This window comes from Paraburkholderia franconis (assembly GCF_009362735.1).
Classification (GTDB): domain Bacteria; phylum Pseudomonadota; class Gammaproteobacteria; order Burkholderiales; family Burkholderiaceae; genus Paraburkholderia; species Paraburkholderia franconis.
In genome coordinates this window covers 14330-35469 of sequence record NZ_WHNP01000068.1, presented here as the reverse complement: position 1 = coordinate 35469, position 21140 = coordinate 14330, and the positions used below count along the sequence as shown (strand labels likewise).

General features: G+C 57.6%; 22 protein-coding genes and 3 pseudogenes. 13 read left to right on the top strand and 12 right to left on the bottom strand.

Going from position 1 to position 21140, the window contains the following annotated elements; all coding sequences use genetic code 11:
- From GCT13_RS38320 to GCT13_RS38295, 6 genes and pseudogenes are all read right to left on the bottom strand, one after another.
- Positions 1–197: pseudogene (locus GCT13_RS38320) on the bottom strand (IS5/IS1182 family transposase); the annotation flags it as partial.
- Positions 198–412: 215 nt separating this feature from the next.
- Complete coding sequence (locus GCT13_RS38315) at positions 413–1267, bottom strand: class II aldolase/adducin family protein (RefSeq protein WP_152767160.1); 855 nt, start codon at positions 1265–1267, stop codon at positions 413–415.
- Positions 1268–1421: 154 nt separating this feature from the next.
- Positions 1422–1790: an FCD domain-containing protein gene (locus GCT13_RS38310; RefSeq protein WP_152767156.1), complete on the bottom strand. Its 369-nt coding sequence runs from the start codon at positions 1788–1790 to the stop codon at positions 1422–1424.
- A gap of 76 nt (positions 1791–1866) precedes the next feature.
- Positions 1867–2880: a ketol-acid reductoisomerase gene (gene ilvC, locus GCT13_RS38305; protein WP_152767155.1), complete on the bottom strand. Its 1014-nt coding sequence runs from the start codon at positions 2878–2880 to the stop codon at positions 1867–1869.
- 101 nt (positions 2881–2981) lie between these two features.
- Positions 2982–3992 (bottom strand): PDR/VanB family oxidoreductase, encoded by a 1011-nt coding sequence (locus tag GCT13_RS38300; protein ID WP_152767154.1) that lies wholly within the window; start codon positions 3990–3992, stop codon positions 2982–2984.
- Between the two features lie 91 nt (positions 3993–4083).
- Positions 4084–5628 carry a Rieske 2Fe-2S domain-containing protein gene (locus tag GCT13_RS38295; protein ID WP_152767153.1) on the bottom strand — a complete coding sequence of 515 codons (1545 nt, stop codon included), beginning with the start codon at positions 5626–5628 and terminating at the stop codon, positions 4084–4086.
- A gap of 399 nt (positions 5629–6027) precedes the next feature.
- Between GCT13_RS38295 and GCT13_RS38290 the strand changes: the two genes are divergently transcribed.
- From GCT13_RS38290 to GCT13_RS38275, 4 genes and pseudogenes are all read left to right on the top strand, one after another.
- On the top strand, positions 6028–6579 hold the full coding sequence (locus tag GCT13_RS38290) for a hypothetical protein (RefSeq protein WP_152767152.1): 552 nt from the start codon (positions 6028–6030) through the stop codon (positions 6577–6579).
- Positions 6580–6686: 107 nt separating this feature from the next.
- A complete protein-coding gene (locus GCT13_RS38285; RefSeq protein ID WP_152767151.1) occupies positions 6687–7367 on the top strand; it encodes a GntR family transcriptional regulator in 681 nt (226 codons plus the stop codon).
- Positions 7368–7660: 293 nt separating this feature from the next.
- Positions 7661–8781: pseudogene (locus GCT13_RS38280) on the top strand (IS3 family transposase).
- A gap of 51 nt (positions 8782–8832) precedes the next feature.
- Positions 8833–9537 (top strand): haloacid dehalogenase type II, encoded by a 705-nt coding sequence (locus GCT13_RS38275; protein ID WP_321574887.1) that lies wholly within the window; start codon positions 8833–8835, stop codon positions 9535–9537.
- 108 nt (positions 9538–9645) lie between these two features.
- Here the strand turns inward: GCT13_RS38275 and GCT13_RS38270 are convergent, their stop codons facing one another.
- Positions 9646–9855 (bottom strand): hypothetical protein, encoded by a 210-nt coding sequence (locus GCT13_RS38270; protein WP_152767149.1) that lies wholly within the window; start codon positions 9853–9855, stop codon positions 9646–9648.
- A 642-nt stretch (positions 9856–10497) separates the two neighbouring features.
- Here GCT13_RS38270 and GCT13_RS38265 point away from each other — a divergent pair.
- Positions 10498–11055: a Uma2 family endonuclease gene (locus GCT13_RS38265; RefSeq protein ID WP_321574886.1), complete on the top strand. Its 558-nt coding sequence runs from the start codon at positions 10498–10500 to the stop codon at positions 11053–11055.
- A gap of 523 nt (positions 11056–11578) precedes the next feature.
- Here the strand turns inward: GCT13_RS38265 and GCT13_RS38255 are convergent.
- On the bottom strand, positions 11579–12106 hold the full coding sequence (locus tag GCT13_RS38255; RefSeq protein ID WP_193727871.1) for a phasin family protein: 528 nt from the start codon (positions 12104–12106) through the stop codon (positions 11579–11581).
- A gap of 572 nt (positions 12107–12678) precedes the next feature.
- On the opposite strand from GCT13_RS38255, the gene GCT13_RS38250 reads away from it, so the two are divergent.
- On the top strand, positions 12679–13095 hold the full coding sequence (locus GCT13_RS38250; RefSeq protein ID WP_227747222.1) for a hypothetical protein: 417 nt from the start codon (positions 12679–12681) through the stop codon (positions 13093–13095).
- Positions 13096–13238: 143 nt separating this feature from the next.
- Here GCT13_RS38250 and GCT13_RS38245 read toward each other — a convergent pair whose 3' ends face one another.
- From GCT13_RS38245 to GCT13_RS48755, 3 genes and pseudogenes are all read right to left on the bottom strand, one after another.
- Positions 13239–13622, bottom strand: a complete 384-nt coding sequence (locus GCT13_RS38245) for a YybH family protein (protein WP_152767145.1) — start codon at positions 13620–13622, stop codon at positions 13239–13241.
- A gap of 787 nt (positions 13623–14409) precedes the next feature.
- Positions 14410–14932, bottom strand: a pseudogene (locus GCT13_RS38240) (hypothetical protein).
- Positions 14933–15376: 444 nt separating this feature from the next.
- On the bottom strand, positions 15377–15538 hold the full coding sequence (locus tag GCT13_RS48755; RefSeq protein ID WP_193727870.1) for a hypothetical protein: 162 nt from the start codon (positions 15536–15538) through the stop codon (positions 15377–15379).
- A gap of 340 nt (positions 15539–15878) precedes the next feature.
- Here GCT13_RS48755 and phbB point away from each other — a divergent pair, with 340 nt between their 5' ends.
- The 3 genes from phbB to GCT13_RS38220 all read left to right on the top strand — a co-directional run bounded on the left by phbB (position 15879) and on the right by GCT13_RS38220 (position 17632).
- Positions 15879–16619 (top strand): acetoacetyl-CoA reductase, encoded by a 741-nt coding sequence (gene phbB, locus GCT13_RS38230; RefSeq protein ID WP_152767143.1) that lies wholly within the window; start codon positions 15879–15881, stop codon positions 16617–16619.
- A 239-nt stretch (positions 16620–16858) separates the two neighbouring features.
- Positions 16859–17194, top strand: a complete 336-nt coding sequence (locus GCT13_RS38225; RefSeq protein WP_152767142.1) for a hypothetical protein — start codon at positions 16859–16861, stop codon at positions 17192–17194.
- Between the two features lie 234 nt (positions 17195–17428).
- Positions 17429–17632, top strand: coding sequence for a cold-shock protein (locus GCT13_RS38220; protein WP_152767159.1), 204 nt, complete (start codon positions 17429–17431; stop codon positions 17630–17632).
- Positions 17633–17871: 239 nt separating this feature from the next.
- Here the strand turns inward: GCT13_RS38220 and GCT13_RS48750 are convergent, their stop codons facing one another.
- Entirely contained in the window at positions 17872–18027 is a 156-nt protein-coding gene (locus GCT13_RS48750) for a hypothetical protein (protein ID WP_193727869.1), read from the bottom strand.
- Between the two features lie 121 nt (positions 18028–18148).
- Between GCT13_RS48750 and GCT13_RS38215 the strand changes: the two genes are divergently transcribed.
- The 4 genes from GCT13_RS38215 to GCT13_RS38200 all read left to right on the top strand — a co-directional run bounded on the left by GCT13_RS38215 (position 18149) and on the right by GCT13_RS38200 (position 20889).
- Positions 18149–18421 (top strand): metal/formaldehyde-sensitive transcriptional repressor, encoded by a 273-nt coding sequence (locus GCT13_RS38215; protein WP_321574884.1) that lies wholly within the window; start codon positions 18149–18151, stop codon positions 18419–18421.
- A gap of 14 nt (positions 18422–18435) precedes the next feature.
- Entirely contained in the window at positions 18436–19725 is a 1290-nt protein-coding gene (gene dmeF, locus GCT13_RS38210) for a CDF family Co(II)/Ni(II) efflux transporter DmeF (protein WP_152767141.1), read from the top strand.
- Between the two features lie 98 nt (positions 19726–19823).
- Complete coding sequence (locus GCT13_RS38205; RefSeq protein WP_152767140.1) at positions 19824–20210, top strand: YkvA family protein; 387 nt, start codon at positions 19824–19826, stop codon at positions 20208–20210.
- Positions 20211–20418: 208 nt separating this feature from the next.
- Positions 20419–20889: a hypothetical protein gene (locus tag GCT13_RS38200; RefSeq protein WP_152767139.1), complete on the top strand. Its 471-nt coding sequence runs from the start codon at positions 20419–20421 to the stop codon at positions 20887–20889.
- Positions 20890–21140 lie beyond the last annotated feature (251 nt).

Genomic DNA, 21140 nt, shown 5'->3' with positions numbered 1-21140 from the left:
TGCAACAGAAGCGCACGCACCAGCTTCTCCGGTGCAATCGAGGCCCGGCCGCTGTCCGCATAGATGATGCCGAACAATCCGTTGAGCCGCTTCAACGCCTGATTGACCAGCAACCGTATGGGGCGCAACGGATGATCGGCCGGAACGAAGTCCTCAAGCTTGACCGTCGTGAAAAGAGCTTCCTGCATCTCATCCATTCCGCGCATCGAATTCACTGCCAAAGATCATGAACAGGATTTCCATAACGTTCGGCCCCAGGATCCCGTTTACGCGGGATCGAAATTCAACAGCCTGCTAGGGGCCTTCCTGTAAGCGGCGGGCGACCTGTTTTCTGACTCTTCTCCGCCGGCGTTTGATTCGTGCGCGCGCGTCAGACGAACGGCGCACACGAATCGGGCACTGCGCTCTATGCTCAGTCGAACATGTCTTGCTGTGTATTGACCAGGTCGCTCCAGATGGTCTGGAAGTGCAACCAGCCAATGTAGTCGCTGCCCACGTGCTCACGGCTGTAGCGCGCGCGTTCCGGCGTGACTTCCTTCGGCGTAACGCCGGTGGCTTCAATCATCAGCTGCTGCTGGCAGCAGCGCTCGAGCGCGATGAACCAGAAGGCGGCCGAGTCGATGCTGTGACGGCTAGCGGTAAGAAGGCCGTGATTCTGGTGGATGGCAGCCTTCACGCCCGCGAATGCATTTGCAACCTTGTTGCCGCCCTTGACTTCCACCGCGACCTTGCCGGCCTCGTCGCCAATGACGACATGGTCCTCATAAAATGCAGCGGCGTCTTGCGAAATCGGCGCCAGCGGCCTGCCGAGCGAGGCGAATGCCGTGCCGTAGGTCGTGTGTGCGTGGCACATGGCGACGATGTCCTGATGCTGCTCATGCACAGCTGCGTGAAGGACGAAGCCTGCGCGGTTAATGGCGTATTCGCCTTCGACGACATTGCCCTGGTGGTCGGCACAGATGAGGTTGGACATCTTCACTTGCGAGAAGTGAACGGCCATCGGGTTCGTCCAGTACAGGCTCGGGTTCTCCGGGTCGCGAACCGTCAGGTGACCGGCGAAGCCATAGTCATAACCCTGGAGGGCGAACGCGCGGCACGCGGCAACCAGTCGCTCTTTCAAATGGGTACGATGCTCCTGGATGCTCTTGAATTCGGGCATCGTGGGGAAAATAAGCCCTTCCTGGTCCGGCTCGTAAATCGAGATTTTGCCCGGCTTGAGAATCGACTCTTGCCTGATTTCCGATTGCGCTTCAGCGACTGTAGACATCACATGCTCCTTTATCGAGTGGGGAAACGCGAATACAACGATGGCTGTGCAGAATGAATGCATTAGATGCATGCAATCAACTTAGTATTGCTTACAGATAAAAGATATATTTCACTATATGAGGCGGAATATGGCTATCACTTCAAAATCATGCCTAAACCTCCTCGGCCATTGCCTTGAAGTCAGCCATTGTTTTGGTTTGCAGTAGCACCTCGAGCTCGCCTATCAGATGTTGATGAGCTGTCTTGGCATGAAGTTCGGACAAGCTTATCGCGAGGGCTACATCGCCCTGTTCAGTCGCTCGTGCGATGGCGGCATGCTCTTCCCAAATAGACTCTCGCTGCACGGACACCTGCAGCATTGCGCCCACGACGCGCCTAAGATGAACCCAATGCCCTCGGGCTGTTTCGCCGATGAGCCGATTGCCCCAAAGCGTCCCCTCGCAGATGGCGTTGACGAGGGAGTTATAAACCTCTTCGACGTAGTCGCCGCGTGACTGAATCTTGGGCAACTTCGATGTCATGGTGTGCCTTTGCTTTTGCGTCAGCGACCACGCTGGGGGGCGCGCGGGACGTCCGTACGTGCCAAAGCCAGAGAACCTAGTTCTTCGAGCGGTCGACGAGTGCGTCCTTGCTAATCCACGGCATCATCGCGCGCAGCTTCGAACCCACGATTTCAATCTGGTGCGAAGACGTGATGCGTCGGCGGGCTTGAAGCGTCGGAGCACCAGCCTTGTTTTCAAGAAGGAAGCTCTTCGCGTATTCACCCGTCTGGATGTCGCGAAGGACCGCTTGCATTGCATTCTTCGTTTCTGACGTCACGATTCGCGGACCAGTGACGTATTCACCGAATTCGGCATTGTTCGAGATACCGTAGTTCATGTTGCCGATACCACCTTCGTAGATGAGGTCCACGATGAGCTTCACTTCGTGGAGACATTCGAAGTACGCCATCTCCGGGGAGTAGCCTGCTTCCACGAGGACTTCGAAGCCGGCCTTGATAAGGTCGACAAGCCCACCACAGAGAACCGCCTGCTCACCGAAGAGGTCGGTCTCGGTTTCTTCGAGGAAGCTGGTTTCGATGATGCCTGCGCGGCCGCCACCATTCGCCGAAGCGTACGCGAGGGCGATGTCGCGAGCAGAGCCAGACTTGTCCTGCGCAACAGCGATGAGATGCGGAACGCCGCCGCCCGCGGCATAGGTGCTTCGAACCGTGTGCCCCGGTGCTTTCGGGGCGACCATCATCACATCGAGGTCAGCGCGCGGGTTGACTTGACCGTAATGGATGTTGAAACCATGTGCGAAGCCGAGGACCGCCCCGTCGCGGGCGTACGGTTCGACTTCCGCCCGATAGACTTCGGCGATTTGCTCGTCAGGCAACAGCATCATGATGATGTCGGCCTCTTTGACTGCACCCGTAATGCTCTTCACAGTCAGTCCAGCGTTTTTTGCCTTCTCCCAGGACGGACCTCTGCGCAAACCGACGGAGACGTCGATGCCGCTGTCCTTCAGGTTGAGCGCGTGAGCGTGGCCTTGCGAACCGTAGCCGATGATTGCGACGCTGCGGCTCTTCAGAAGCGCGAGGTCGGCATCCTTATCGTAGAAGACTTTCATGCTATTTCCAGATTTTATGCACCAATGGGCGCGTATTTGCGCGATAACGCGTCGAAGACGAACTACGTGGGGCACGCAGTCCGTGTTGAGTTTGTTCGTGGTTACAGGTCCAGCACCAAGGTCTTGCTTACCGGTCTGGAGACACAAATCGTGAGGAATTCCTTTCGGTCGTCGTCGTCCAGGATGAAATCGTTGTGCTCGACTTCGCCTTCGAGATAGCGAACCTTGCAGGTCGCGCACAAGCCGGCGCAGCATGAGGTAGGAACTTCAATACCCGCCTCATTCAGCGCTTCGCTGAAGTTCTGATTGGGTCCAACATGTACGACCTGGCCAGTGCTGGCAATCGTGACGTCACACCCGTCCTGATTTTCAGTGCCGATGGACTTCCGCTTCGGCTGCTCCGGTGCCTTGAAATGCTCGAAGTGCACGGTGCCTTTCGGCCAGTGGCTTGCGGCGTCAGCACAAGCCGCCATGAATCCGGGCGGGCCGCAGTAATAAACATGCGTGCCCGGCGTGGGCTCGCTCAATAGCGCGCGCAAATCGAGCTGGTTCGCTGCTTCGCCGTCGTCGAAGTGATAGCGAAGCTTGCCCGTGCGCTGCATGCGTTCCAGCTCGGGGCCGAAGGCCGCCGCTTCCGCGCTTCGGGCGCAGTAGTGCATCACGAAATCAACGCCGCGCTCTTCCAGTTCGTGTGCCATCGCCTTCAACGGCGTGACGCCGATGCCGCCCGCAATCAGGATGACCTTTTTCGCGTCTTCGGAAAGCGCAAAGTGGTTACGGGGCTTGCTGATGGTGACAATGTCCCCAGCGGCGATGCTTTCATGAACAGCGCGCGAGCCGCCACGACCATTTTCGTCCTTGAGTACGGCGATGACGTAGCGATTGCGCTCGGCGGGCGAGTTGCAGAGCGAGTACTGTCTGATGACACCGTTCTTCAGGTGGATGTCGATGTGCGAACCGGCTTCGAAGCGGGGTAACGGCTTTCCGCTCGGGCTCGTGAACTCGTACGAATTGATGCCTTTGCCTTCGTAGCGTATCTGCTTCACCCGAACATCGAGCGTCCCGGTTTCGATGTCTTGAACCGCTTCTTCTCTTTCCAATACCGTGTCCATGGTCTCTTCCTTCCTGGCGAGTCACCAGCCGCAGCTGTAGGCGGCTGGTACCGGTGCGCACCAGACCGTAAAGAATGGCGCGCCGACCCTATTAGCTCTTCAGCGACTGTTCGAGTTCTTCGAACTTGTTGCGCACGAACTCGCCGCGTTCTTCGCCTTTCATGCTGTCGCTTTCGGTCAGAATCTGGACGACCGCCTTCAGTACCTTGCGACGACGTGCGACTTCTTCTTCGACGGTCGCACCCTCCGCGATTTCGAAGACGTTGCCTGAGCAGAAGCTGTTGGGGGCGCCGCCCAGTGCACGGAACCATTCAGCGAAACCTTGCGCCGACGCCGCTGCATTCGTGCCGCGGACTGCGTCGCGCAGCATCTTGCGGAACTGATAAAGGCCCGCATCGAACTTCGTCGGATTTTCGAGCGCATGTACTGCGATGGGGCGCTGGCTGATAATGGCCTCGTAGTCGCCCGGTGCGTATTGAGCCTGCTTGTAAATCGCCCGCTCACGATGATTTGTCGGAATCGGCGGCATGTCTTCGAGCTTGTATTTGCCAAAGCGCTCCGGACGGCGCATCGCGACCTGACCTTCGAGGAAGTCGATGGTCTCGTAGCCGACCAGTTCCTTGTTACCCACGCCGCGGGTGTCGATGCCCGGGCCTATGACGCGCCAGCCAATCATCTTGCTGTTTTCGTCATCGACGGGTACCGTCCAGCGGATGATGTGGAAGCGGCTGAAGTACTTTTTCTTCGAACCGTCTTCGGACGTATACGCGTGCAGGCTCAGGTTCGGAAGGACCTGATGCTGGACCCGCACAAAGAGCCTGTCCTTGTTGACGCGACGCGCACCGGCACACGCCAGACTGCGACCGCCTTGGACTGGAACGAAATTCATGTCGGGAGCCACTTCCATCGACGCGGCACCCACTTCGTCAAACGTCGTGCCTTGATAGTGACCGTCGACAACGTTCTTGCCGGCGTGCAGCGCCGTCGGGTGATAGTTGTCCGCCGCATTGTCTTGGACCTGCAGCCAGTTGCAGTGCTGGAAGTTGCTGTACGGGACGAGTTCGTCGCCTGGCATCACCGTGTAATCGCCTTCCCATTCCGGAAACGGCGGCTCTTCTTCCGGCGGCCCCATGTAGGCAAAGACGAGACCGTTGCGTTCGACGGCCTTGTAAGCGCCCTGGCGAATCGAGCATGCGTACTTCTCGGCTTCCTTCTCTTCGCCTTTCGGAAACGGGACGTGGAGGCACGCACCGTCTACATCGAACACCATGCCGTGATAACAGCACATGATGCCGCGCTCCTGGATGGCGCCGTATTCAAGCGACGCGCCCCGGTGCACGCAATGCGCATGGAGCACGCCGACGCGGCCGCTCTTGTCACGGAATGCGACGAGTTCTTCGTTCATGATTTTCAGGAAGCGGGGCGTGTCGGTCAGCTCCATCGACATACACACCGGATGCCAGAACCGGCGCATGAATTCGCCCGTCGGCGTCCCCGGACCTGTTTCCGTCAGCTCAGGGTCGTGCGCGGGCGTGCGGTTCGCGTAATAACCGCCGAACGGAATCAGCTTTTTGGTGACCGGAGGCGAACCTCCGGTGCGCTTCTCGTCATCCATCTTGTCCGATTTGACGCTCATGTCTTCCTGCCTCCAATGATTGATAGGGACCACACTCAGGTGTTTTTGCTCAGAACCGTCTACTGAGTACCGTGTTTTGAACTCTGTATCCAAAGGCTAGGCGCACACTAGACTAGTGTCTCTATGGGTAAACACCTATGCGTCTGGTTTTGGTCGTCAGAAGAGGTATTCAACCGAGCCTGGTTATCACGGGCGTCCGCCGCGACAAACGGTCCTTCCGAGCACATATGCCTCACGCGACCGACCCTTGTTTGACGCGTTATCGGTGTTTGTACGGATATGCTCGTCAACGGCCTGGCCTTTACGTTCTCTGTATACAGTAGACGGTAGCCGGAACTCGATACTTCGGATTTGAACAAGCAGTCGACTGCTTCAATTTGAGACAAAGGGAGAAACGCGGTGGAAATGCCTGATTACCTGATGGTGTCCGAAGGGCCGGCATCTGAACGGATGTCACACCCGATTGGTGAGACGGGCTTCTCGTTCAAAGAAAGCGAGCGACCCAGTTCGGCGCTTACTCCATGGATTCACGCAGAGACGATTCCACAGACCGCGTGCGCCGTCTTGCAATTAAAGGAACTGTTCGAAGGGCTGACAGGCCTGATACGTGTGCCGACTGAGACTGACGCTTTCGGTCAGTTTCGCGCAGGGTGGATTCTGGGTCGGACGGTAAGTGGGCTAACGTCGATTGTCGTGCGGGATGTAAATCACTGCAGCGCGAAAAGTTTGCTTGACGATGCGGCCTTCGGCGTTAGACAAGCCGAGGGGTATTGCGCGACTTCTGCTGTCGTTCTTGTCCAGCAAAGTGACTCGAACGGTGGCCGCACGGCACGGGAGGCGCTTGAAAGCGCGTTCATGGCGAGTTATGTGCAACCGGACGTACCGTACGAAGCCAGGCTCCATTCGGAAATCCCGCTATGGTTCGCGTGCTTGTCGCCAGTCGCCCGTTAGTATCGGATGCACAGCAACTCAATCTGTTCCCTCTGATTTCAGACAACCCATCACACCTGGCAATGCTGGTAAGCTGACAGTATTCTGTATTCACAGCGCTTATCATCATGCCAGCAAAACTCTTGAAGTTGCAGTCGCGACCAGACTATGTAGACGAAGTCTATAGGGTGCTGCTTGACGCTATTAGCGAGGGCTCGCTTGCTCCGGGAACGCGCATTGTTCAGGAGGAAATCGCCGAGCAACTCGCCGTATCTCGCTCCCCTGTGCTACAGGCATTCCGCCTTTTGAAGAAGGATGGTCTGGTGGAGGACGCGCCTGGGCGTGGGTTGCAAGTTGCCCCGCTTGATGCGCGACGAGTCGGCCACCTCTACGAACTGAGAGGCGCGCTGGACGCTCTTGCTGCCCGTCTCGCCGCAAAGCAGCGAGTGAAGTTAGACAAGTCTTTGGTTGCTAACGGCCGCAAGGCGTCGAAGGGTGGCGACATCAAAGCCATGATTGAGGCTGACATGGCATTCCACGCGGCCATCTATTCTGCGTCCGGGAATCCATTGATAGTTGAGAATGCGCGTCTCCATTGGATTCATCTGCGGCGTGTTATGGGGGCCGTGCACCAGGTTGTTGGCCAGCGCAAGACCGTCTGGGACGAACACGCAGCAATCGCAGAAGCTATAGCGGATGGCAACGAGGTGCTTGCCGCGGAACTCAGTATGCGACACACCGAAGCCGCGCGAGAAAACCTGGTTCAGCATATGACCGCATCAGCCGCCGCTCAAGGTTCAGCTACCTGACACATAGCCGATACATCAAAACTACAGCGGGCTCGCGAGTTGACTGGTTTCTTGGTGACAAATGAAACTGAACGCGGTCACCGCCCTATGGCCCCGATATTTTGCTCGCCGAATGCTATGCATTGGCTGACCGTGCGAGCACGGTAGCATCAACAGCTCCATCACAAAGAGCGATGACGATGGATAACGTTAGCGCCAGTGGAATCAAGGCACTCGTATTTGACGTGACCTGCCCCCGGATAACAGAGCCAACAGGAACCTAGTAAAGTTCGTTTTCGGAGAAGAAGACGAACATGAAGAAGCGCTTTACGGAACAGCAAATCATCGGGATTCTGAAGGAAGCCGAGGCCGGTATGCCGGTCAAGGAACTGTGCAGGAAGCATGGGTTCAGTGACGCGTCGTTCTACACCTGGCGTGCGAAGTTCGGCGGCATGGAAGTCTCGGAAGCACGCCGGTTGAAAGACCTTGAGGCCGAGAACGCGCGGCTGAAGAAGCTGCTGGCCGAGGCAATGCTCGATATGGAAGCGTTGAAGGTTATCGTCAAGGGAAAGCCCTGAGCCCGCAAGCCAAGCGCGACGCAGTGTCGGCGATTCGGGAGAAGGTCAACATCTCTGAGCGCCGCGCCTGCCGGTTTGTCGGGCTTTCTCGCAGCGTATTGCATTACGACGCGAAGCCGGACCACGAGAACGAGGACTTATCGGCGCGTCTGGTGGAGCTGGCGCATGAGCGTCGTCGGTTTGGCTACCGCCGCCTGCACGCGTTGGTGGAACGTGAAGGCACACACGCCAATCACAAGCGCGTCTATCGCCTGTACCGTGAGGCAGGGCTGGCTGTGCGGCGCCGTCGCAGGCGCCACAGCGTCGTGATTGAACGTGAGTAACTGGCGTTGCCGAGCGCACCCAACGAGGTGTGGTCAATCGATTTCGTGATGGACGCGCTTGCCAACGGCCGGCGCCTGAAGTGCCTGACCATCGTCGACGATTTCACGAAAGAGGCTGTCGACATCGTCGTGGACCACGGCATCTCAGGCTTGTATGTCGCCCGGGCATTGGACCGTGCCGCCCGTTTCCGTGGCTATCCCAAGGCAGTGCGAACAGACCAGGGGCCCGAATTCACGAGCCGCGCGCTCGACCAGTGGGCGTATGCGAATGGCGTCACGCTGAAGTTGATTCAAGCGGGCAAGCCAACGCAGAATGCATACATCGAATCGTTCAACGGCAAGTTCCGCGACGAATGCCTTAACGAGCACCGGTTCACGACGCTCGCCCACGCTCGTGCTGTCATTGCGGCATGGCGTCAGGACTACAACGAGCAAAGGCCGCACAGTGCACTGAACTACCTTTCGCCGTCGGAGTTCGCTGCGAAACATCGGGCAACAGCGGACGCTCCTGCCGCTTTCCAGGAGCTGATTTAAAGGGACTTTGCTAGAAGCCCACTGGCCCTACTGAAGGGGGCAGGTCAAGACGTGTTCGGGACAGTCGTCGACTGGAGGAGCGGCGTCGCCCGAGATGTGGCCGCGTATATAGCGTCGCAGCAAGTTACTGTCGACCCGTTCGAGTTCGCCGATGCCTGGCGGCGAGAATATGTGCCGGCGATGGCGGAAGTCCGTGCCGGCAATCGCGGATTTGTGGGACTCGATGTATTACATCGGGAGAACCTCGACAAGGTGCTAACGGGATTGGGCATCGACCCTCAATCCATACCTGCGGCGTCGCTCGACGAACTCAACCTCGCCTGGCACAAGCTAGACCCATGGCCGGATGCGGTACCCGGGCTCAGCCGGTTGAAGGAGCGGTTCATCATTGCTCCCTTGTCGAACGGGAACATACGTCTCATGCTGGATATAGCCAAGCGCGCCGGCATTCCTTGGGACGCCATCCTCGGCGCAGAGGTTGTTCGCATGTACAAGCCTGCGCCTTCTGTTTACCTCGATACGGCGGAACTGCTTGCGATTGAACCAGCGGAACTGTGCATGGTGGCTGCCCACAACGATGACCTAAAGGCCGCAAAGGCGTGTGGACTGAAGACGGCGTTTGTTTCGCGTCCTCGTGAGCACGGTGAAGCGCAAACCAAAGACCTGTTTGCAGAAGGCCAATGGGATTTTGTCGCGAGTTCGTTCATCGAATTCGCGGACATGATGCTGGGAGTTGGTCAGAGCAAGCGGCAATAGGTTTGCGCCACCATCAGCACGTTACCCCGCGGGGCTGTCTCCATTGACACGAAGAACGAAGGGGAAGAAGAGACATCGTGTCGTCGCTGCCGGAATCCGCCCAGTTGGTTATTGCGACTCAAGAGCGTCGAGGCGAGCTTGTGCCGTTTCGTCCGGATGCATGCAGTGATAGGCGTCAAATAGCTCCGAGCACAGCTGTGCGAGTGTCGCGAGATTCACAGCCTGGTCCGGGTGCTCGACCTCTCCTGCGTTGAGTATGTCGTCAAGAACGGGAGCGAGACGGCGCAGTTGCCGGAAGGTCTCAACATCTAATTTCATATCACCTCCGTGGCCAAGCGATAGAGCGCCCTTGAGCTGAGCGAATCTACGGCTCGGCTTTTGCCCGACGTGCCGCCCATGCTGACTGAGACGTTCGAGCTGCCATAAGTTTTTCATGTGCCGCGTCATGCGCTCCCGCTGACGAAAGTCTGTACCCGGCTGGAGTACGCGGCCCAGACCCTCTTGCGTCGAGCGGGCGCCGACTTGTAACCGGTTTTTGCGATGCTGCCATCGAGAACAGACACCGGACATCGGTTGTGCGATGTCGATTTCTATCGGAGATGCGCATGAGAGGGAGAAATTTCGGAAAACCAGTTCGCGAGACCGACACGCTATCACCTCTGCGAAACGGGCGCAGAAGCGCAGTTCGTCCGCAACAATGCATGAGACATCTGAGCCTCTCGACTGTTCCCGTTTATGATGCGACGCACAATCAATTTAAGCAATTGCATGAAGTTTCGCCGGTGAACCATTCGCCTTGCAACGATTACGGCGTGCCGTCCGGCAGGCCGCTAGCTGCCGGCGCCAGTCGCTTCGACGCGTTCCGCCTGGGCTGATTGTGCGGTGCACACAAATAACGATTGTTAAATGGCAAAGAAAGGGTATACGCTTACGCAACTTCCCTATTGGAGGCTCATCTTCGTGTCTACTCTCCTCGAACGGGACGGGCTCGTTGCGACCTGGCGTCGGATTAGCTCGGACACAGGGTCTGGCTCGTGGGAATGCTGTGAGCTGAATGAACGCGGTGAAACGGTGCTGCATCCACACCCGTCGGCACGGCGCCAGATTGTCCTGACCGACGTGTACTGCCAGATTGCCGAGCAGATTGGCCATGTCGCGGCGATGTCGGTTGCCGTGACGACCCCGTCATATGGCATCCGCGTACCTGACGTGGTCTGGATGCCGCCGGACAAGTGGGAAGGGTTTGACCGGGAAGCCCCTGTCCCGTTTGTGCCAGACCTGTGTGTCGAGGTGCTCCTTGACCGCAAGATGTCGCAAGACATTGGCCCCAGAGTCAGGGCCTACCTGGCGGGCGGCGCCCGCGAGGTCATTGTCGTGAGCCCACGCGGAGAACTGCAATTCTGGGGAGCGAATGGACCGCTGCAAGCCTCGGCATTCGGGATAGCGCTCTCGCTGGAGCGCATGTACTTCGAAGAGTTGGCGCCGTCTTTCACCGCCAATTTTTGGCGGGAAATCTAACTCCGGTTGGTCTGCCTTCTAACAGTACTCACATCTGCGCGTGCTAGCTAAATGGTCGCACACGCCGCAATGAGCGCTGCCGTCGGGTCCTGCCTGTCGCCGGCGGGCGGAAACACGTGCCAGGTGCCATCACCGTGCCGAAAGAAAAACACGCGCACACCGGCAGATGATGACGTCTCGACGCACACATAACGTGTCCGGCCCCAGCGTGTACGACCGAATTCGGTGACGTGAACAAGTGCAGTGGGGGCCGGCGCAAGCCATTTTTCCACCTGATAGCGAAGCGACTTCGTGCTCGAATTCTTCATGTCCTACTCTGATAGGTCAGGGCGCGACGCGTTTGATATCTTGCTGTGCCGATTCAATTTGCTCGGTTAGGACAACTTATTGCATAACCTGAAATGGTGCCGCGCGCTGAGAGTAAGAGGAATCCGCTCAAATTATGAGCGGAACCTGCCTGGAACTTCTGAATTCTATGGCCGACATTCACCAGCCTATTTTTTGGTCAACGATTTCGGCTTGCTCAGCGGACCTCGGTTGGAGCCTCAAGCGCGGCCGTGACGTCGCCTTCAGCAATCTGCGCCGCCTGTTTCGTCGCCTCCCGGGCAGTTTCAAATGTCGCACTGGCCGTTTCGATAGCGGACTTCCATGCGGACAAGGCGGCCTCGCTTCCAGCAGGAGCGTTCTTCGCGAGTTTTTCAAGAAACGCTTGCCAGTCGTGCTGGTAACGTTTGAACTGCTCGTCGAGAGTCTCTGTTAAATCGGCCAGGGCTCCGGACTCGATTTCATACACGTCCCGCAAGTACGACTGCGCTTTTTCTACTGCAGGTTGCGCCTGACCTGCCTGCAGTTCAAACAATTCCCGCGGGTCTTTGGTCGATAAGGTCCTGTCTGCGATTTCCTGAATTCTGACGATGTTTGATTTGAATACCTGCAGATTCAGACTAGCGAGTTTTTCAATGCTCGCGAAAGCTTTGTTCAGAACGTCAAACATAGCTTCGAGACTTGCTTTCTGCGCGGCGAAGGATTGCTTGAGGTCGGGGGTGCTCATCACAAACTCCATAAGGGTGCGAACATTCCAGCGGGCCGTTGAACGGAACGCGAAATCGCGGGTAGGAATCGTTGTTGCAACGCAGCGAATTGATTCTAGAGGCAGGTGCGAAATTGTCAATCGCCCTGTTGCACTCGACCGTTAACATGGAAGGTGCCAACCAGCGCCGTGGCCTTGCAGGCGTTGAGTGGGGCGGCAGTCATCTGGGGAAATCCCTGATGCAGGCAGTGGTCCATGTGGCGCCTAATGGCGTTTTATGTGAGCGTGTGCAAATGCAGCATGAATTCCCGATGCCTACCTCTGCACGGGCCGGTCGCCCAGAGGTGAAGCAGCAGTTGTCACACACTGGTCATCGATTCCCGTTTCTACATTCGTTGCGGATAGGTTCGACGCTAATGCCTACGGGCTAGCGCTGACGGTAAGTGACCAAGGTGCTGGCTGCTGACGGAATGGTTGGTTGAGAGAAAGCGGCGCATGGTTGCGATAACTCGGGCGGCCCGCTGGGGCACCTTCGCATACGTTGTCAGTGTGTATCATGGACCGCGTAGCCCCTAACATGGCGGAGAGACGCCGTGGACGTTTCGTTTCTCATCGACCCAATTCACAAAACCGTCACCAGCGTGCAGGACGGTTATGCTCGCGCTGGTGAACTTATCGGTGCGGATTTGACTGATACCGCGACTCTGTGGGTTGATGCTGCCGACTCGGATACTTCGGTACAGGTCATCGTGGCGGACGACAGCCTTACAGACGACGCTATCTCGCGAGGATTTTTCAAGGTCACGCTCGAGCTCGAGAACACGAGACTGGAACGGGTACTAGCGGGGAAAGCGGTACTCAATGCTTATGGCAGCCCACCTTCCGACATCAAGGAGCAGGTCAAAACGCTCAGGGCCATGCGCGAACGTGTCAGCTTTATGAGCGCTGAAGACGCGTTTCAGTGGTTCGAGGAAAACACTGGCGGCTCACCGTTTTCACTGGAGAGCTAACGCCGGTTTGCGGTCAGGGGCGTAGCCGGAGAAAAAGCTTGCTAGCCAGGTGCGCTCCCTCGGTCCGGCCACGCGCCGAAAGGCCTTCTGTATGACCGCCCATCCGCCGGAGCGCAACCTCACCGCTCAATAGCTGCAACCGGTCAAGGCGTCGCGGGATTCACGTTCCATGTGTGCGCTTTGATACGCAACGAAGAGCCTGCCATCTGTGCGATGAGCAGGAAGTTTCCGCTGATGTCCATGGTCTGCTCGTCCGGTACGTTGATATTTCCGGTCCAGGTTCCGGATTCCCACGCTACATTTCCATCAGATTGGCAAAGCCCTTGCTGGATGTCCAGGTGGTTCCAGATTTTCGTTGCCACTTCCGCCCATGCTTCAATTCGCTCTCGGCCGGTCACAGCTTCCTGACCCGCCGGGATGAGAATGGCGTCTTCGGCAAACAGACCGACCCAACTGGGCGTGTCGTGAGAGTTGACCGTTTCGACGAACCGATTGTTTAACGCTGCAAACGCCTGCGAGATGTCCATGACTTTACCTCCGCGTGATGAGATGCAGTTCGTGCGAGCGGATGATGTGACGAAGGCTTCGAACGACTTGACGTAGCCCGTCCATCTCCTGACGGACCGGAACGCGAGCGAACACTATCGCCCAGCCTCTGTGCTTTGTCATCGACAGGGAAAAAGCGCACGCGAGTAGACGGTGGGGGGCGCGCCACGGCGCTTGTGACGGGTTATCGAACATTTGTGTCGAAAGCAGATGGCCGTAGCCGCCATCTCGTCTTGATGATTGCATAGCCCCGCACACCCGACACACTCATCATGAGGTGAGGGGTACTTTCAACATATGCGTAAAGCCTAGGGCAACGATTGGTTGATTGAAATCCGACAAATACGATTTTCTCAAGCGCTTCCGAACAGCTTGCAGCTTCGATGCTCTGGAGCCGCTTATGTGTGAGCAGATGGCGTTCGCCGCCATACGATACGGCGGGAGGCCTTCATGTTTTGGGAGCGCACCAGACATGCCTGCGTGCCTGACGTCACTAGCGATGAACGCATCGCCAGCGCGGAGCGATGCAACGCGCGTGGCGTGAACATGAACCGATATCGTACTGGCGGGCGCGGCAATGAAAACACCGTTACCTACGCGGCGTTACGGGGCGCGCGAGGCCGTTCCCAACCCGCCTCCGTAGTATCGAAATTCAGGAGCACTGCAATCGACTTACGTTGCCCATCCTTGCCGGCTGGACCATTTAAGCGCAGGGAGCGCAACACCTGTCGTACCGTGATGCTCGTTGCCGCTTCGAGCGGCAGTGCATCAGGATGTCGAGCCCGGTTGGGGCCAAGGCCATCCCTTCTTCTCGTCGGGCGCATCCCAATCAGCGAGCGGTGCTCCCGCGACCGACGCCTCCTCTGGACTCGCGTCCTCGGCTTCAGCGGGCGCCGGTTCTTCCGAGGCGTCGCCTTGTACCTCGGGAAGCCCGGTCCCAAACCAACTTACCTTCTTCCGCATGTAGGCGACATATGCGCTCCAGCCGTCACGGTTGCCGCCAAAAAGGTCATGTTGCACGGTCGACGCAAGCGCCTCGCGGTTGAGGTCCTTTTCGAGCAGTTCCTTTGGCCACAGGAAGAACGCACTGGCGACGCGTGCGCCGAACTCGACCACCGTCATTCTGAGCTCCAGCATCTGGAGGAACTCGAAGTCCTGCAACGATTCCTGTGACCTTGCAAGCCGCGTAACCGGTGCATCCGGTTGGCCAGTCCCTGGCCAAACAGGTGGATGCTTCCAGCATGTCCCCGAGGTGAAGCAGCAGCTCCCTTCTATCGAACCGGTCGTCCATTGCTGTATCTCCGTCCGTTGGGTTCTTGCTGGATGATACTCGCCGGTTTCGTGGCGGCGTTAAGCGACGGCGGTGCGGACCGCCGCCGCTGATGGGAATGGCGAGGCGCGCATACCCATCCTCATCATGAGAGCACGTCAGGACACTGTGCCCATTTCCGACCTGAACTGCATCAAATATCGTAAACGCGTATGCGTCGCACGAGCCGTCGTGTGCTACAAATACCGTTCGCCCAGCCATCGTTGATATTCGTCATACGACCGATTTCGAGACTTTGGCCCCTGGTACTGCAAGCGGTTCGACCGAATGGCCTTGCTATTGCGTCGTATGCGCATGCAACTATCAAGACTGATAGCCTGATGCGACTTGATATTGCCGAAATGACTGGTAAGCTTTACCGGCTTGCTCGAGAGGCGGCGACCATAAAAACATTTCTGAGAGGTTTCAAACGAGATGAATCAACGCGCTCAAACCATTGAGCACCTTCAGCGTAGCGATGAGGACAGCAGCCAGAGACGTGCCCTTGCCGCCCGCCTCGACACCGCTTTGAAGAGGGCTCGCATCAGTTCCGCCGGTGCCGCCAGACGGCTCGAGGTGAGTGAACACGACGTGCAATTCTGGCGCCGTGGAATCACGGTTCCACCGCTAAGTGCATTCACTCGGATTGCGAGCTTTCTCAATCTTGACGTCTATCGGCTTTGTACCGGACAGACGGCGGGAGCGACGGCTGCCTTATAGGGAGTCTTTCCGGCTGAGCGTCATGTGAATTCGCCCTCTTGTTGCTGTACGGTCGCCTAAGAAGGGTGCGAAAAGGTTGGCGCGCCGGTGTGATGCAGTCGAGCTCTTAAATAAAACAATAGTAGTGCTATCAAGTTGTGAGGAAAGCATCTTGCCACCGCGGCAAGAATATTCCATGCGCTAACAGTAACAGCAAGGAGTCAAGGACATGACGAAGCGAATTGCTTATGTAACCGGCGGCATGGGCGGAATTGGAACGGCAATATGTCAGCGTCTGCACAATGATGGGCTGACGGTCGTCGCGGGTTGTGGGCCGAACTCTCCCCGACGGGAGCGCTGGCTGGCCGAGCAGTCCGCGCTGGGCTTCACTTTTGTCGCGTCGGAAGGCAATGTCGCGGACTGGGAGTCGACCGAGGCCGCCTTGGCGAAGGTGAAGAAAGAGGTCGGTGAGATTGACGTGCTGGTGAACAATGCCGGCATCACGCGAGACGGCGTGTTTCGCAAGATGTCGAGGGAGAACTGGAACGACGTCATTGCGACCAATCTGACCAGTCTCTTCAACGTCACCAAACAGGTCATTGAAGGAATGGTCAGCAGGGAGTGGGGCCGTATTATCAATATCTCATCGGTGAACGGGCAGAAGGGACAGTTTGGCCAGACCAACTACTCGACCGCCAAGGCGGGGATTCACGGTTTCACGATGTCGCTCGCCCAGGAGGTGGCGACAAAGGGCATCACGGTCAATACAGTTTCCCCAGGGTACATTGGGACCGATATGGTCCGTGCAGTGAAGCCCGAAATCCTGGACGCGATTGTTCAGAGCATTCCGGTTCGCCGCCTTGGCGAAGCAGCGGAGATTGCCTCGATTGTCTCCTGGCTAGCCAGCGACGAAGCCGCTTCCGCTACGGGAGCGGACTTCTCACTGAACGGCGGTCTGTACATGAGCTAGCAGCAATCGCCGATGCTTGAAGAAAAGCAGCGAAAGCAGCTGTCTCCAGCGCTCGGGATAGAGCGCTGGAGACGCGGGAGCACGCCCGCACGACGCATTCTCCGCGCTATCCTTTCCGCGGCGACATGCAGGGATTCAGCTACTTCCCCGCACCGGGAACGCACTTGGGTTGAACTGTCACACGACCTGCCGTCAGAACAGTACGCCACGAACCTCACCCATCTCTCACGGAGAGCCACATGCGCGATGTGCCATGCATCGAACCGTCTTCGTTCCTCTTTGGGCAACGGAAGCTACGCATGGTTGCGCGCGATGCCAAACACTCCGGCGCCGCACTCGTGTATTGGCTGGGGATAGCAGAGCCGTCACATGAGGCGAACTTCTTCGAAGCGACGCAAAAATTTGGTTCACTGATGCAGCTTGTTCTACCCGACGAGCGACCTGGTGTGTTTGTGAACCGGAGTGCCGTTCTCGCCGTCCAGGATTATGGCGTTGTGAAACGGCTTGTTTTCAAGGACAGGTCTTCGCTTGAAGTTCGATACAGCGGGCCGTGCAGCGACCTCTGCGACGCGTAAGCTGGGCACGAGACATTCAAAGTGTTTGGATGTTCTCGTTCCGGCAGTGCTCGATTGCTGCTTCATTCCGGCGCTTGCAATCGAACTGCGCAATATGACAGTGGTATGTCGCGTCGCCCCCTCGAAAACGCCTATTGCTGGCAGCAGAATTCATCGTGTAAAAAGTTGACGGTTCAATTGGTGAAATGCCGGTTGGACTTCGTCATCACAAACGTTTTTGGAAACATCAGGAAAATGGCAACAGGTACAGTGAAGTGGTTTAATGACGCGAAGGGTTTTGGGTTCATCACGCCGGAAGACGGTGGTGAAGACCTGTTTGCGCACTTCTCAGAGATTCAGGCAAAAGGTTTCCGGTCACTGCAGGAAAACCAGCGGGTGAGCTTCGAGGTGAAGCAGGGGCCAAAGGGCAAGCAGGCTGCAAACATCCAGCCGCTGTAATCAGCTTCGACACTGCATTTCGCAAAGTGAATGGCCCCATTGCGGGCCATTTTCTTTTTTGTGGTCCGAAGGACACCAGTGGGTTGCATCGGTCGTACGAGACCACGCGTACGCCAGTTTCTCAATTTGATTGAGACCTGACCGCAGGTACCGTGCGTCACCCTCAGCCAAATTGAAGCGACAAGCGCAACCCTCTTGTCGCTTTTTTTCTTCGGTTGAGCACCGCAACAGCCAACTACTTACTGAAGCGGGTTCGCCGCATAGCCGATGGATTCGGCGAGAGCGTCGCTCGCATGGGACTTATCAAAAAAGCACTCGACACCGTCCTCTTTGATGAAGACGACGCGCTGCTCGGCGCGCCCCTGACCAATGGGACGGAAACCCCGGGTCGCCATTCAGGTCGGCGATAACGTATACACCATCGTGTTCCAACCAGACAAGGATAGTCTGGACACTTCAACGGGGGCGAGCCGGCGCGCTAGTATACCCCCCCCTAGACTATATTGAGGCCCCGCCGTGAGTCATACCATCCGCGAAAAACAGAAACTTCTAAACCGGGTCCGCCGTATCAAGGGACAGGTGGAGGCCATTGAGCGCGCGCTCGAGGACGAGCGCGGGTGCAACGACGTCCTGCAGCAAATCACGAGCTGTCGGGGCGCGATGAACGGATTGCTTGCCGTGGTGCTTGAGGACCATATCCGGACGCATCTTGTCGATGCGGAACCCGACGGTGAGCACGGCAGCGGAACCGAACAGCTAATCGAAGTGGTTCACAGCTACTTCAAGTAAGAGCAGGCTTTGAAATGAGCGATTGGAAAGACGCCGCGTTTGGCGCAGGGCATGACCACATCTTCCTCGGGGCAGCCCACGAGGAAAACGAGCGCAGGACCTGGATGGTGATTGCGCTGTGCAGCGCCATGATGGTGGCGGAGATTGTTGGAGGCAGCCTCTTCGGGTCTCTGGCACTGGTCGCCGATGGTCTGCATATGTCGACGCATGCGGGTGCGATGCTTATTGCTGCGCTGGCCTATACGTATGCGCGCAAGCACGCGAGTGATTCGCGCTTTGTCTTCGGGACTGGCAAGCTGGGCGACCTTGCTGGGTTCACGAGTGCCATCGTGCTCGCCATGATTGCGCTGCTGATTGGATACGAAGCTGTTTCGCGCTTCCTCTCGCCTGTGCCCATTCACTTCAATCAGGCAATTCCAATTGCCGTGCTCGGCCTGCTGGTCAATCTTGCCAGCGTCTGGTTACTAAGCGGTGACCACCACGGTCACAGTCATGGACATGGTTACGGGCATGGTCACGGACATGGCCATGAAGACGACCATGCTCATGAGGATGAGGCGAAACACATCTTCGGCACTGCTGGCGAGTTCGCGGTGTCCATCTTCGAAGATGGCGTACCGCCTGTGTTCCGCATCACTTCAGAAACAGGGGATTCAAAGCTGATGCCGGACGCTGTTTCGGTCACGACGATTCGGCCAGACGGCTCACGCCAGACCTTTGAGTTTGCCGACCGGGGTGAATACCTCGAGTCAAACGAAGATATTCCCCAACCCCATGCTTTCAAGGCAGTTGTCCGTCTCCTCGATGGCGAACACGAAGTCGCGTTTGAAGAACACGAGCATGCCCACGACGACGCATCTGCTGCCGCGACACGCGACCACAACATCCGGTCGGCGTACATTCACGTCATCGCGGACGCAGCGGTTTCAGTACTGGCCATTATGGGTCTCCTGCTTGCCCGCGCGTTTGGCTGGCTCTGGATGGACCCGCTCGCGGGGGTTACCGGTGCGCTCGTCATTGCCAACTGGTCGTGGGGCCTGATGCGCGATACGGGAGGCATTCTGCTCGACATGAGTCCGGACCTTCGGATGGCCGATAACGTCCGTCATGTGATTGAAGACAGCGGCGACAATGTACTTGACCTTCATGTGTGGCGCCTCGGCCCGGGCCACATGAGTGCGGTCGTATCGGTTGCGACCAGCGAAGTGCAGCGCGGTCCGAGCTTCTATCACGCGGCTCTCAAGCGATTCAAGACGCTTTCACACTTGACGGTGGAAGTGAATCCAGCGCGAACTGCGGTCTAAGCGATGGCAAAAAGAGCGCCGTGCATCGAGAAAGGCTTCGCTGTGCTGTCTTTGAACGCATAGCTATCGTTGCATTCTTCACTTTCCTACGCCTTTGCATGAGTATCTTCGAAACAATCCGGAATTGGGCGAGACGCATCAAACGCGACTCGTTGACGCTATGGTTTGCTTATCGCAGCCCAGGGACGCCGGCACCCGTAAAACTGCTTTGCATATTTGTGGTCGCCTACGCCCTGAGCCCAATCGACCTGATACCGGACTTCATACCCGTCTTCGGATACGTCGACGATGCATTACTGCTGCCAGGACTAATCTGGCTCACAATCAGGCTGCTGCCAAAGGAGGTGGTGGACGATAGTCGGGCGCGCGCTGACGGGTGGATGGCGGAACAGGGCACACGCCCCAAGAGCTATGCAGGAGCGGCGCTCATCCTTGCTCTGTGGTTGGCGATAGCCTATGCGGTGTGGGCGTTGCTGAAAGGCTGACGTTTTTGATGAGTCACGCTGCCGCCCACCAAGGCATCAGGTTGGTTCATGCTCGATTCACTGCCAAATTTCAATTGTTTCTTTCGCGACGTAGCAGGCGATGGCGAGACCAATTTTCAGGTCCATATGCAAGCGGCACCAGGCCGACGCTGTTCTGTTGTTCTATAAATGAAGAACGATCGGCGGCTGTGTAGCTGGAGCAGGTCACATGAGCATTGTCCGGAAATTGCGCGCGACCTGCGCCGCGTTCCTTCTCTCGGCGCTTTGCGTGGCCTGCGCGAACCCACACAAGGGCCCACCCCAGGGTGCCAGGCTTTACGCGCGGGAATATTTCGGCACGGCACAGCGCCATGACGTCACCGATAGGGTCGAGTTCTTCGGGGTGGGCTTCACGAAAAACAATCCTGTAGTGCTCCGCGTCACCGACCTGCCGGGCCACACGCAGGACATCACCGTCCCGGGCACGCCGCCGGCGGACCAGTACGGCTTCCTCGACTTCTACTACGAGCCACCATGTCTCTACCGCCGCGGCGACCGGCCTGCGGTCCAACGGCCAATCCGCGTGCTCGCGACCGATGTGGCCGGCTGGACCGTGTATTCCGACGCGCTCACCGCGCAGAGTTTCGCGTGCGATGCGCCGCCGCCGGACGCCGCGCAAAACATCGCGCCGGGGAAGTGAGCGTGCTTCAACCTCGGTGAGGTCACTGTGGCTTGGTAAGCATCGTCATCCAATCAATTCCTTCTCTACAGACGAACGCCGAAGCACCGGCACGAGTGAGTGCTCTGTGGTCAACTTCCGCATGTCGGCAGTGGACGGGAGCACTGACCAACTGCCGTCACCGCGCCTGAAGAAGAACAACGCGTACGCTCCCCCTGACGACGACGTCTCGACGCGTACACAGCGTTGCCCGCGCCATCCCATGTGACCGA